Here is a 13,191-nt window from a genome sequence, read left to right on the forward strand (position 1 = left end):
GTCGATTGTCATTCGTTGATGTTTGGGAGCACTGCGTCTTGGCTATTTACTCTGGGTATAATTGCGACCGGGATGCGCGCGGTCCCGTTGTTGGCGGCTCTTACGCGCTCGCTGAAGTAGCACGGAGGCTTCGCCGCCTCGGCCGTGTGTATGTCGAAATCCTCACGCTCACATGACGCTTTTTTGTTCTGAAAAGTCTGCAGTTTCCCGAACTATACTCTACGTGCGGCTGTCCTCACGACACGAAAAGTCACTGCCCAGCTGATCCCTCGGAATCCACTACGCACATCCGGAACTTCTCCGGTACTCTCAAGTTAGAACAGGCAGAACTTCTCTCGATTCTCCTAACGCTTCACCCGTTTGGTGCATCCCGCTGTACAACAGGTAATGAGCTCCGTTAATGCCCTCAAAGATGGTAAACCAATGAGTCTCCTACTTCCTGCAACGTTACTTTTCGTGCTCGTGGCTGCCTACATCTGCCTCTGGCGCTCCAGCCACGAAGCGCTTAAGTATGCCCGCGAGTACCAAAATCAGGGTGGTCTGCTCATCGACGTCCGTAGTCCCTCCGAATACGATGCGGGCCATCTCCCCAAAGCCATTAATCTACCGCTTAATGAGTTAGACAACTACGTCCCCCGGCTTGCCCGGGACAAGAACCAGATTCTCCTCCTTCACTGCAGCACCGGCCTGCGCTCTGAGCTGGCCGCAAAGCGGCTCAAGCGCCAGGGCTATGCCAAGGCATTCAGTCTAGGCTCCTACAGCCGCGCCGCCCGCCTCATCCTCCGCCATCAACCTCAAGTCTAGACTTTCCTCCGCTTTCCATCCCGACTACACTGCAACAATGGATGTTTTGTACGGCCGACACCCGGTTGAGGGCTTTCGCGCCAGCACTCGACCTCTCGCTCGCCTTCCGTGCCCGCGGCGCCCCATACGTTGTCCGCTGCCCATCGGCGCTGCATCGATGATCGGACTATCTTGTAAGCGCGGGTAGACGCCCTGCATCGCTCAACCTATTCAACCTTTTAGCCTTGCCCGGAGACTCTTTGCAACTCGTTCGCAGGTTCCGCATTCCAGCTTTGTTCTGCGCCGTCAGCGTGCTGGTGTGCGAACTCATCAGCCATCCGTTCGCTGAAATGGGAATCTCCGATGACGGTCCCTATGTCTCGATGGTCCACACTCTCGCCACCACCGGCCACATCCTATACACCGGCTGGGCCGCACCCATGCTTGTCTGGCAACTCATCTTCGCCGCCGCCTTCGTCAAGCTCTTCGGATTCTCTTACTCCGTCGTGCGCATGAGCACCATTCTGAATGCCTGCGTTATGGCTTTCGTCCTGCAGCGCATCCTGGTTCGCGTCGGCATCTCCGAGCGCAATGCCACTCTCGGCACCCTCGCCCTCGTACTCTCGCCTCTCTACCTCGTACTTTCCGCAACCTTCCTCACCGACATCACCGGCCTCTTCGCCATCGTTATCTGCCTCTACGGCTGCCTGCGCGCCCTGCAATCCGCCACTGATCGCGGTGCCATCGCCTGGCTCGTCTTCGCCGTGATCACCAACGCGATCTTTGGAACTTCCCGCCAGATCGCATGGCTCGGCATTCTCGTGATGCTGCCCTCCACCCTCTGGCTCCTTCGCTCGCGCCGGCAAGTGGTCATCGCCGGAGTCGCCGCCACACTCGCCGGCGTCCTCTTCATCGTCGTCTGCCTCCAGTGGCTCAAACACCAGCCCTACTCCATTCCCGAGCACCTCATCCCCACCGTCTTCCCCTTCGCCAATCCCATCGGCGAGATCGCCCACACCATCGGCGAGTTCGTCCACACCTTTCTCGACGTGCCCTTCCTCCTCCTCCCGCTCTTCGCTCTCTTCCTTCCGCAGATTCGTAAGAGCCGCTCGCGCGTTCAGATTATGATTGCGGCCATCTCGCTCATCTACCTCCTGTTCGCCATCCACTTGAAACCCTCCCATCCGGACTTCCTTCTCGAGCCCACCGCCGGAGCGCGCGGCGGCTGGGTCGGCATTCACAGCATCCATGAAGGCACAGACCTTCTTGGCGAACCCCCCATCTTCCTCCCGACCGTAATGCAGATCCTCATCACCATCATCTCCATCGGAGGCTTGCTGGGACTGCTTGCATCCTTCGCTCGTTCCCGTGCCTCCGAAATCTCGACACCGGTCTCCCCCTACCCGCGTGTTTCCTGGAAGCAACTGGCGATCCTACTCGCGCCCTATACCACCGCGTATACGCTGCTGCTCATTCCACGCGCCACCAACCTGCTCTTCGATCGCTACATGCTGGCGCCTCTGGTCATTCTCGTTCTCTGTCTCGTCCGCTATTACCAGGACACGATCAGTCCCCGCATCCCCGTAGCCGGCGTTCTACTCGTAGCGATCATGGCAGGTTTCGGCGTCGTTCACACCCACAACACATTTGCGTTCTATCGCGCGCGTGTCACCCTCGCCGCCGAGGTGCACTCCGCGGGCATTCCCGACACCTCCGTTGACAATGGCTGGGAACATAATTTTGACGTCGAGCTTCAGCACTCCGATCACATCAACTTCCCCACCATCGTCGTTCCCGCGCATGCGTATGTTCTCACCCCTCCGCCGCCGCCCAATACCTGCAAGGTCTTCTGGTACGACTACACGCCACACATCCACGCCCTCTACGGCGTCTCCTTCGATCCCAACTCCTGCTACGGTCCCGCGTCCTTCGCTCCAGCGCACTACTCCCGCTGGCTCGCACGCACACCAGGAACGCTGTACGTCGTGCGCTATACGCCACTTTCCAATCCATGACCGCTGCTAACCTATAAGAACAATGCAGTCCTCCTGCATCGTCCGCTCTGCCAATCTTCAACCTTGCGAGCAGGGACGTGCAGTTCATTAGCAGGTTCCGCATGCGCCGCCAAGCATGCGCAGTCCCAAGAAGCACCGTGACCTGCTTTCCGGAACACTTGCACGAAACTGATTCTCTACGCTTGGCGCTTCTCAGTCGGCAGCAGGAACATGCACCCGAGGAAGAAGCATGTCAGCAAAAGCAGCGTCAATGGGAGAGGACGATTGAAGAGGAGCCACACAGGTCCCGATAATCTGCCAACACGATCACTCAGCAAAGTCCCCAGGTGAGGAAACTGATGGGTCATCGTAATCGTTGCAAAAATACTCAGAGCAATTGCGAGTCTACCTCGCACTCGATCGGATGAGGCTAGTAACGCAACCGCGGGAAACATGAGCAGTAGGTACCCCGTGTCGTACTGTCGATGGTACAGAGGTAAGAAGGTTAATGCGGATGCAGACGCGAGGGCCAGAAGGTCGCGTGATTCGGCGAGCGTAAACCTAGTCGTACCGTAACAACACAGTTGGGGATGCTCCATCGGGCGAACGACAAGATATACCCAAATGAGAAATAACGGTAAAAACACGGCGATCGTGGCGCGATTGTAGAAGCTTGGTATGTCGTGTATCAGGCTGAAAAGCGCTTGGAGATTGGCAATGCTCGGCGCGTCAGCGTTGGTTGGTCCAGGGTTAGACAAATGTCCCTGGCCGGCGATGCCCTGCAGGTTAGCTCGCAGCTCCTGCGGCCAATGAGAAGTAGCTGGATGATGAAACGCGAGAAAAATTCCCGGAACACTCAAAATGAAAGCAACCACTAAGATCTGAAGAGCCAGTCGCCGAAACCTAACACGAGGTGAAGTCTCCGAAGTATTAGGATATGTCAGGCCGCAGCTGTTCGAAAGCAGTAAGAACAGCCATACAAGAGCCCCCAGGTGCGGCTTGAACACGAGACTTATTGCGAAGCTGGCGACACCAATCGCCAGGCAACGCTGTCGCAGGAAGCACCATAGGGCGATGACCACAAGACTGATTGACATCAATGCTGGTTGAGCCAACATCACCGGCATCGTGTTCAGAGCTACAAACACCGCGAGAATGCATTGAACGATCAGGGCGCACCGGCCGACGCACAAATCCGAGATACAGAATGCCGCGCAGCAAAACAATAAGATGCTCATGATCAGCCAGATCACGTGAGCAGGGCCGTAAGGAAGCATCGCCAAGGGGATTGTGAAGAATAACGCGGAGGGAAGGTAATTGGCTGTATACGGTGCGAACGGTACCGGATCGGAAAGATTTCCCCCATGCTCCAGCATCACCCGTCGGAGCTGAACGTAGTCATACGAATCGCAGCCATCGATCAAACAACGCGCACCAGTATACACACACTTAAAATCTCGCGACTGAACAGCCTCCGTCTGATCATAATATCCGCGTATTCCAAAGAACAGGCAACCGAGCAGAACGATGCAGAAACCGTGAATGCGACGACGACCCAATGGTTGATTCATCTCTATGAAAATTCTCCCTGGCTAAGTATCTCGGTTGGTTCGAACCCGCAGAGGATTCCACGCGTGACCCGGTAACGAAAGATAGGCCAGGCGCTTTATCTCTTTGCGACCACGCGATACCGAGTCCAGAATCAGCCCGCAAACAAGCGAGAGAAACGAAAGCATCATTATCGCAGCGCAGAGCACGGCCGTTGGCAGCCGCGGGACCAGGTGCGTGTGGCGAAACTCAACCATCAAAGGAACTCCAAGCACCACCGCAACCACGAACAGCACGGCCGAAAGGATAAAGAAAAGCAGCAAGGGCCGTTCTTGTTTGATTAAATTGACAATGACCAACAGGATGCGGGCGCCGTCTTTGTACGTGCTCAGCTTTGAGGTGCTGCCTTCTCCTCGATCCCGATAGGTGGTTTTCATCTCTGCAAGGGGCATCTTCACTTCGAGGGCATGAATTGTCAATTCCGTCTCGATCTCGAACCCCGAACTCAACGCTGGAAAACTTTTTACGAAGCGCCGACTAAACACCCGATAGCCGGACAACATGTCGGTGATACGTTTGCCGAAAATACCCGCAGCAAGGCTAGTGAGTAGGAAGTTGCCCAGGCGATGTCCCCTACGATACGCCGCAGGGATGTCCGTAACGCGCGTCCCGGTAACCATGTCCGCGCCTTCGCTGAACAGAAGGTCGAGCATAGCCGGGGCGCTGGTCGCATCGTATGTGTCATCGCCATCCACCAAAATATAGACGTCTGCGTCGATGTCTGCGAACATTCGTCGAACCACATTCCCTTTACCCTGTAAGCGTTCCGATGCGACTATCGCACCTGCATTCCGAGCAACCTCGGTTGTCCGATCGGTAGAGTTGTTGTCGTATACATAGACCGCAGCTTCGGGCAGCTCGTGTCTGAAGTCAGCAATCACTTTTGCAATGGCGACCTCTTCATTGTGGCAGGGAATCAATATGGCGGTGCGATAGGTTTCGGCGGAATTAGGCCAACCGAATAAGTCCAGCGTCTCATCGTTGCCATTTATGCGGGCCATTGCTTTGAGAATACAACAGCCACCCACAAAGGAATCCGAGCCTACGTGCTTGAGCGCATTAAGGATGCAAGGGCGCGAACAAAACCGACACGTAGAACCTCTACTGCCATGGCCAATTTTCAGACTGAGCCGTTCCCAAGAAACCGCGATGGTAGACCGCATTAGCTATTTTGAGTACAGTCTTGTCATGCGAGACGAACGAGGATCGGATACGAATCAAAGTCCTTGGCTAGATGTTGCTGTCGTGGTAGTCATCGCCTTGATCCTTGTCGTATTCTGGGCTGCCCCTTGAACTTGGTGGCCGTGTAAGGCGGCTTTTCTTCGCCCCCGGGAGGTCATCATTCGCGATCCCACTAATTGCGGTTCGCGCGAATGCTGGTGTCGGAGCCTTTGGCATCGTCTTTAGTTTCGCTTCGCCTCGTATCCAATTGCGACGAATCATTCGCACGAGACAATACCGTTGGAACCAATCACAACTAGACGTTTCACGCCCATGTCCAACCCGGGCCAAGCGCATATGTCGGCGATCACAGCCGATGCCGTCTTCCATGAGCAGTTGTTCTTTGTCGACGCGTAGCCGTCATCGCGTCCCGGTGAGGGCTGAAAGGGCATCAGCCAAATGGCGGTAACACCCAGGCCCTGCAGGTAATCAAGCCGTCGCATGATGCCCTGAAAATCTCCGATCCCATCACCGTTGGTGTCCAGGTAGGTGGCCACGGAGACACAGTAAATCACCGCATTTTTGTACCAAAGGTCATTGATCATGCGTGTCCCTCACCCACTCAGATGCTTGATGAACGGTGATCTGTCTCGCACATTTCAACAACCTGGTCTGGTCGAGCCAGCCGCGAGCCGCAAACTTGCCGAAAACCCGACTTTCAGGGCACAAACGAATTGTGCTGATCTTCGAGGCTGCGGAATGGCTTCGTGGAGAATGCTTTCCAGATCCACAGAGCAATTGCGCCCTCCCCTGCAATGATCATTACGAGCAATACGTAATTAGGCCAGTGATGTCTGTACTGGGCATAAATTGTCCAGTAGGACTCCTCACCCAACTGAGACTCGTCATTGGCTGAAGTCCAAGAACTCGGCCCTACCAACGCGGACTGGAACGCTTGCGTGCGTGTGTCGAATGTGAAGCGCTGGACACTGGAAGTTTTGAAGTCGAATAGCGTGCCAGTAAAAACGTCGCCCGATAAGTGAAGGTTGATGATGGAGCGCACATAACCGGGGCCAGCGACCGGCACGTCGGTCTTGGCTCCAGGAGCCTTGAGATAGCCGCTGTATGTGTTGAGACTGCCAACTTCATACCCGTTAGGGAGCGTGACATAGGGATCGCCGCTCAAACCGCAATCTTGGTGGGCCAATCTGTTTGAAACTTGTACATGCACAAGTAGGGCTATGACGAGCCATGCGAGGCCCAGAAATGGCGCGGCCACACACGTCACCAGCAACCTACGATCCGTCCGGCTTTCAACTCGCAGTTTTCGTCGCGCCGCGAAAAAAAGGATGGAGGACAAAACGGCAGCGCCGACGACCCCGATGATCGCACCCATGAAGATTGTCATCACAACTGCGAATCCAGCCATCTGAGGAGTCTACCGCGAGCGATTCCCGCAAAACGGTGTTTTGGGAAACCTGGCCGCCGTCAGAGCCGAAGTTGCCGAAAACCCAACATTACAGGAGTATGCGGTTTGCCAATCGATCCAAACATGAAAGCATGACCACATGAGGCCAGTTCCTTTCGAAGTGCTGCTCTTGATTTATGGATTCGCGGTTGGAGCAGGCTGCCTTCGGGTATACGCCATGAACCGGAAGGAGGCCTCCTTTCAGCAGGAAAGCAAAGCTCCAGATTGTTTCGGTTTTGCTGGGATTGTTTCTGTTGCTCGCTGCTCTGAATGCAGTTGCAAATAGCCGGAGCGGACTGCCCCAGTTCTGACCGAGGGTGTTGGTACTCGTCAATGGGGTCTTAGGAAGCGGACGCGTGCGAAGTTGCCGAGAACCAAGCTTTCAAAGAATTGAAATCGGTTTGATCGCCCATGCACCAAAAGGCGCTGCTGCCAAACATGTAAGCCATTTTGTCACGGTAGCTGTGGGAAGCTTTATCGCCATAAAACAGATAAAGCATGCTGGGACAAGAAATGAGGTTCGCAGGATGATCTCGCAAGTGATCAAGCCTCGAGTATCTGTGCGACCTTGCCTATGCAGCCTCATCAAAGCCGCGTATCCGGGAACACAGGCGCAAAAGGCAATGAAGTAGATGAACATTATGGCGAACCCCTCACCGATCGGTCCGTCGGGTGGAAAAATGGCATAAGTGACCAAAAGGGTCGGGAAAATCGCCATCACCAATCCAACCAAAGCCGCTGCGAAGTACTCCGCTCCTGCCAGCAACATACCCATCGTGAAAGCATACCAATCCGCAACCGCCCGGGAAACGGTGTTTTAGGCAACTTCGATTTCACAGCTGAGTAGGGAACTGGCCAAGATCGGAATCGGGTTGGCTACTCTGAACCTGCGAGCACTCGTCCATTTGGATCGCATATCGGTTTTGAGGGGCCGACTGGGGGGCTGTTTGCGCGATATCGGTTGACATAGTCCCAGATAGCGTGGTGAGCCCAGAGATTCTACGGCAGTATTGTGGGGCGATTTCGCACCGTAGCCGTCCATATATCGCGGCAGCTCATCGGATAGGAAAGACATTCGCGACAAAATCCGCCGAGGGCAACCTCGTGGGGGTTCGACCCCCCCTCCCGGCACCACACTAAATACTTTTCTATGTATCACTTAAGGCCGCACCAGAAGTTAGTGAGTATGGCATTTCCAAGCCATTGGGGCTCGGGGGTCTAAATGGGGCTTAAGGTGCGAACGCCTGTCTGGTCATCCTCAGGGCATAATTTGCGTCCTAATCTGGCTAGGCCGGTAGTCTGATCGAGCTATCAGGTAGATTTGCAGTCCGGCGCGACGACTCACGTATGCCGAAAACGACATCCAATCTTATCGCCGCGGATGCAGTATGACGGGCATGCGCGAATGGATTCGCGACATCAGTTCGTTCGTCTCGGTAGTCACGATGGCGTACGACTGAAGCCAGTGGTCCTCTCCATCCTTTCAGGCATTCCAAATGTCGGCAAAGTTTCGGAACTTTGCCCACACGTAGTCCCTCGAGAACAGGCAGCTGATAGTTAGGGGTAGGACATTTGCGACATAATTTCTATGCGCAACGTTCACAAGATAATCGTTGACTAGATCAATAGGCCCTAGCATGGTCTGTTGCGAGCGAGGCTAGCCCGGCGCGTGCAAGATGGTGGGACATGTAGGAATCCGGAAGCATTAGGGCGTTGCTGAAAGATTTGTAGGCGGCAGTCGTATCGCCGAGTGCCATTTGGTCAAGACCGATGACATACCAGCGGCGACTACTAAACGCAGCGCTCTCGGTTAGGTGTTCTGGGGCAGGGGTCGAGGCCTGGATGGCGGCTTTCAAGAGCCCAACGTCGCTGGTGCCGAGAGCTTCGCTTGCCCGGATCATCCAAGGGAGATTTTCAGGACTTGCGTTTGCACCAGCAGCCTTTTTTAGCAGTGCCTGCGCCTGCTCTGACTCGCCGCAATGCTCGGCGATTTGAGCCAGTTTAAAGAGCGTTCGCGGCGCATTGGTGACCGCCGACGAAGACGACGCGCTGGTCAGGAAACCCTTCGCCGATCCGCAATGTGAGTTGGATGAATCGGCCTCCGCTTGCATGAGGTTCACTTCGAACAATACCTGATCGGATGCGATGCCTCCTTCCTCGCGCGCGAAGAAGCGACGGTTGAACAGAGAGAGCGCGGAGGCGAATTGACCGGCTTCGGCTCGCGTAAGGGCGAGCTGGTAAACAAGATTAGAGGGCATTCTGGACTGAGGATTATCGGCGCCTGGATAGCGTGAGAGCATATCGGCGCGTTCTGCGGCAGGTGACGAATTCAAGCTCATCGTCTGGTCGAGACCAACATAGATGTCGGCATTGGTGGGATCGCTGGTTGACCCGTTCATAAAAGCTTGCTGAGCTCGATGGGCGTCGTGCTTGATGAGTAGCAAGGCCTTCCCGAGGTCTGCGTCGACTACCGGCATCTGTGGTTCAAATGCTTTCGCCTGCTCCCAGTGCTTGATGCCGGAGTCGAACAGACCCTTGGAAAACAGTTGAGTTCCTAGTAAATAGTGGGCCGTAGCGTCTGAGGGATTCTGCGTGAGTGCCGCCTCCAGGACGAGGCGATCGGTCTCGGTCGAAGGGAAGACAAGGCTGGCGGAAAGCTTGGACGCATTGGCCCAATCCGTCGCGCTGTTCTTGTCAAGCTTCAGGCGGCAATATGCAGCGTAGTACATGACGAGCGGATGATTCTGGGGAAGGACAGACCCAGGCTCACTTTGATCATCCGGCACGGGCGAGTAGGTACGGGTGAGGACCACGAGGGCTTTTTCGTAGAGGCCGAGGTCCATATATTCCGCCGCGACACGCAGCACGCGATAGGGGTCGGCGGCAAGGTGCGTTGTGTCGGCTGCGGCAATCTCCTCCTTGAGGAAGTCGCTGTTTGGAGACAGTTGAAGACCGTGGTGAGCTTCTAAGTCGGCTTCCGGAATCGCCCCGGATGCGCGCGTGACGGCCTCTAGCTCCTCTTGCGCCAAGGAGTCGCTGGGACGTGCGGTGAGGGCGGCGTTGAAGAATTCGATGGCGGCCTGGTGCTTTCCTTCACGGGCGCGCAATTGTCCGAGCTTGATGGCGGCTGGAGCTCGCATCGCGTCCTGGCGGTAGGCGACGTCGTATGCTGCTTCCGCTGCACGCAGATTTCCGAGGCCTTGCTGGGCGATCCCGAGATAGTAGGCGACAACAGAATTGGGCGTGTCTCGGCTTTGGGCGTCCTCGAGTAGCGGAACTGCTTCGGCGTAGCGCTGCAGCGACGCAGCCAGCCGGCCTTCCGCTACTTTCAGTGAGAAGCTATGCGGGAACTTCCTCAACGCAGTTTGATAGGTTACGAGAGCCTGAACGACCTTTCCGTTGAGCTCCTGGTCTGCGCCAAATTGTATCCAATCGTCTTCAGTACGCTGTTCGGTGCCGGGCATTGCGTATGAGGTCTGCGGGCCTATGTTGATGGAGCCTGGTGGATCAAGGTCGTATTGGTTAGCCGTCTGGATTAGAAGAGAATGACCGTCTCGATCGCGTAGCTCGAAGGTGATGTCGGAGGTGGCTTTCTGGATGGGTATGGATTTCGTCCAGGTTGCGGCAGGATCCAGGTTCGATGTCTCGTGCCATAAAATTTGGCTGCCTCGTGAAAGCGATAGATTGGCGGCGGGGATAGGGGCGTTCACGTTTAGGCGAGCCGTCAAGCTTGTATCTTGAACGTCAAGATGAACGACGGCTGCCTTGTTGGCTCGAGAGATACCTCCTGTCCCGCGCACGGGCATCCAGTATTCTGTGAAGCGAATCGTTTGACCAGGATCGAGGAACGCGTAGGTTTCCTGATTGCGGAATAAACCTGCCTGCACTTCGACGTAGGCACTCTGATTGTCGGAAAGCGCATTCCGCCAAGCCATTCCATCGGCGTCGGTGCCCCAGGACCAGATCTTATTTGCAGGCAGGTCTTTGTATTCCGAGAAATGAGCTGTGCCTGTATCTGTCTTCGGATTCCAGATGCCCATGAAGGTCTCGTGGCTTCCGTGGGCGAAGTAGGAGACTGGGCCGTCTTTCTGATTCGCGATGATCCTGAGGTCGGGACCACCAGGACGCAGCTTAGGCCAGGGATATACATCCGCAAATCCATGCGAGGCGACATACTTCATTGGATAATCAATGCGTGAATCATCCCAAACCTGTACCGCGGCATTATCCCACCAGTAATAGCGGTGGCGCACGTCGCTGCGGTTGTACAGCATGACGTGCTCTTCAAGAAGAGTTGATTTTGGCTTCAGGACGAGCTCGACGGTCCATTGCATCCCATAGGGTCGATCGATGTTGCCGACGGTCACCGAAGCGCTGCCGTCGGCATGGGTGGCGTAGGTGAAGTCGACGGGTGACAGCGATGCCCAGTTATGGGAGACGGGGAAGTTGTACTCAACGCCGAAGGCGGCCCAGGCTCCACGATGACCGATCTCCGCCTTCTTGATGGAAGGATTTTGGTAGAACATCGGCTGCCCGCTGATTTTGTCGAGGCACGTGTAGATGTGTCCACCGAGGTCAGGCAGGATTGTGCATTTGAGGTATTCATTTTCGAGGATGAGAGCCCGCCATGTGTGTTCGGCCTTCGTGCCGGTGAGACTGGTACGCATGGTGTAGGGATAGTTGAATTCTTCGGAGGCATAGATGTCGAAGGGAGGGTTGGGATCAGGCGATCCTTCTTCATAGGTTGGCAGGGTAATAGAGCCGATGGAGGCTTTGGCCTGTGCGCGCATCTGCGTGGGAGACAAAATTAAAAGGCTCGAGAGGACAACGGGGAGGATGGCTGAATTCCAGAAACCCACTTCATGAGGAGAAAGCGATTTGCGAGGATTTGCCAAAGAGTCTCCTTGACACGGTTGGGATCGAGGTGGACCGCCATGGTCCTCACCGTATGATCGCACTGGCAGAATGCGTATGGTCGCGATGTTACGGCTTGACCGTCAGCATAACGACGCCGTGCGAAGCAACTTCGGCGGTGAAGGAGCCTTTCGAGCTGCCGAGGTCCTTTGCCTTCCACAGATCCCTTATCTGAGCGTTGAGTGAATCAGGGTAGCTGATGTCTGACCAATGCACTGTAATGTTCTGGGCCGTTGCTCCCCGATTCAACAGGACCACTGCGCGATAGCCTCCGCTCAGGTTGCGAGACCACACCTCGAGGTTTCCGCTGCGCCAAACGCGCCGCCCGGCTTCCCCCAAGGGGTCCTGATCTATTGCGATGACTTCCTTATTCAGGAGGATTGCCTTGGTATCGTCGGACATGCTGGACAGATCGTTGCCTGCGATGAGTGGCGCCGCCATCATGGCCCACAGACTGAAGTGGGTGTGATATTCCACCGGCGACATGCCGCCGTTGCCAATCTGCAGCATGTCAGGATCGTTCCAGTGGCCTGGGCCGGCGTAGGAGTACAGGTCGGCGTTTTGGTCGACGATGTCGATCATGCCGAAACGATAGTCATCCTTGCCCTGAAACTTGTCGGCAATATCGCCAGTCGTGCGCCAAAGGTTGCCGCCGACCTGATTGCCCCACAGATAGGGTTTGGCGGTACCCCATTCGCAGATGCTGAAGACGATAGGCCTGCCCGCAGCCACCAGCGCTTCGTGCATTGTGGCGTAGGAAGCCTCGGCATTCTGCGTGCCGGTGTTGCACCAGTCTTCCTTGAGGTAGTCGACGCCCCATGCAGCGTATTGTTGCGCGTCCTGAAATTCGTGACCCCGGCTACCTGGTCGTCCCGCGCAGGTCTTGGTGCCAGCATCGGTATAGATGCCGAACTTCAGACCGCGGGAGTGCACATAGTCGGCCAACGCTTTGATGCCTGTAGGGAACAACTTGGGATCTGGTTGGATGTTGCCGTGGGCATCGCGTTCGCCGTGCCAGCAGTCGTCGATGACGACGTATTGATAGCCGACGGTGTTCATGCCGGAGGCCACCATCTGGTCAGCGGCTGAGCGGATGAGCGCCTCGTTCACATGGCAACCGAATTTATTCCATGAGTTCCAACCCATAGGCGGAGTGCTTGCGAGGGTTGAATGTTGCGCGAGCGCGAGGCACGGCAAACCGATACAGCCAAGGAAGACTACGCGGAGAAGAGGAAGAGAAACGGTGCGCATGCGAGCCCCAGG

8 protein-coding genes and 2 pseudogenes are annotated in these 13,191 nt (G+C 55.8%); 2 read left to right on the forward strand and 8 right to left on the reverse strand.

Going from position 1 to position 13,191, the window contains the following annotated elements:
• Positions 1 to 423 precede the first annotated feature (423 nt).
• Positions 424 to 804, forward strand: a complete 381-nt coding sequence (locus GSQ80_RS05550; protein WP_158786663.1) for a rhodanese-like domain-containing protein — start codon at positions 424 to 426, stop codon at positions 802 to 804.
• Between the two features lie 239 nt (positions 805 to 1,043).
• Entirely contained in the window at positions 1,044 to 2,798 is a 1,755-nt protein-coding gene (locus GSQ80_RS05555) for a glycosyltransferase family 39 protein (protein ID WP_158786664.1), read from the forward strand.
• A gap of 176 nt (positions 2,799 to 2,974) precedes the next feature.
• Here the strand turns inward: GSQ80_RS05555 and GSQ80_RS05560 are convergent, their stop codons facing one another.
• The 8 genes and pseudogenes from GSQ80_RS05560 to GSQ80_RS05595 form a co-directional block, all read right to left on the reverse strand.
• Positions 2,975 to 4,348 carry a glycosyltransferase family 87 protein gene (locus tag GSQ80_RS05560; protein WP_158786665.1) on the reverse strand — a complete coding sequence of 458 codons (1,374 nt, stop codon included), beginning with the start codon at positions 4,346 to 4,348 and terminating at the stop codon, positions 2,975 to 2,977.
• 21 nt (positions 4,349 to 4,369) lie between these two features.
• Positions 4,370 to 5,386: a glycosyltransferase family 2 protein gene (locus GSQ80_RS05565; protein ID WP_158786666.1), complete on the reverse strand. Its 1,017-nt coding sequence runs from the start codon at positions 5,384 to 5,386 to the stop codon at positions 4,370 to 4,372.
• Positions 5,387 to 5,959: 573 nt separating this feature from the next.
• Positions 5,960 to 6,151, reverse strand: a pseudogene (locus tag GSQ80_RS05570) (alpha-amylase family glycosyl hydrolase); the annotation flags it as partial.
• Positions 6,152 to 6,264: 113 nt separating this feature from the next.
• Positions 6,265 to 6,975 (reverse strand): hypothetical protein, encoded by a 711-nt coding sequence (locus GSQ80_RS05575; RefSeq protein WP_158786667.1) that lies wholly within the window; start codon positions 6,973 to 6,975, stop codon positions 6,265 to 6,267.
• A gap of 421 nt (positions 6,976 to 7,396) precedes the next feature.
• The gene (locus GSQ80_RS05580; RefSeq protein ID WP_158786668.1) at positions 7,397 to 7,783 is read right to left on the reverse strand and encodes a hypothetical protein; all 387 of its coding nucleotides are present in this window, start codon (positions 7,781 to 7,783) and stop codon (positions 7,397 to 7,399) included.
• Positions 7,784 to 8,383: 600 nt separating this feature from the next.
• A pseudogene (locus GSQ80_RS23825) lies at positions 8,384 to 8,476 on the reverse strand (SOS response-associated peptidase family protein); the annotation flags it as partial.
• 160 nt (positions 8,477 to 8,636) lie between these two features.
• On the reverse strand, positions 8,637 to 11,909 hold the full coding sequence (locus GSQ80_RS05590; RefSeq protein ID WP_158786669.1) for a DUF5107 domain-containing protein: 3,273 nt from the start codon (positions 11,907 to 11,909) through the stop codon (positions 8,637 to 8,639).
• 88 nt (positions 11,910 to 11,997) lie between these two features.
• On the reverse strand, positions 11,998 to 13,074 hold the full coding sequence (locus GSQ80_RS05595; protein ID WP_254059460.1) for an alpha-galactosidase: 1,077 nt from the start codon (positions 13,072 to 13,074) through the stop codon (positions 11,998 to 12,000).
• Positions 13,075 to 13,191 lie beyond the last annotated feature (117 nt).

The sequence above is a fragment of the Granulicella sp. L46 genome (genome assembly GCF_009765785.1).
In the GTDB taxonomy this organism is placed as follows: Bacteria; Acidobacteriota; Terriglobia; order Terriglobales; family Acidobacteriaceae; genus Granulicella.

Bases quoted from the DNA above. Each gene is read 5' to 3' on its own strand.
- GSQ80_RS05550 (WP_158786663.1), top strand. From the start codon at position 424: ATGAGTCTCCTACTTCCTGCAACGTTACTTTTCGTGCTCGTGGCTGCC.
- GSQ80_RS05560 (WP_158786665.1), bottom strand. From the start codon at position 4,348: ATGAATCAACCATTGGGTCGTCGTCGCATTCACGGTTTCTGCATCGTT.
- GSQ80_RS05565 (WP_158786666.1), bottom strand. From the start codon at position 5,386: ATGGCCCGCATAAATGGCAACGATGAGACGCTGGACTTATTCGGTTGG.
- GSQ80_RS05575 (WP_158786667.1), bottom strand. From the start codon at position 6,975: ATGGCTGGATTCGCAGTTGTGATGACAATCTTCATGGGTGCGATCATC.
- GSQ80_RS05580 (WP_158786668.1), bottom strand. From the start codon at position 7,783: ATGTTGCTGGCAGGAGCGGAGTACTTCGCAGCGGCTTTGGTTGGATTG.
- GSQ80_RS05595 (WP_254059460.1), bottom strand. From the start codon at position 13,074: ATGGGTTGGAACTCATGGAATAAATTCGGTTGCCATGTGAACGAGGCG.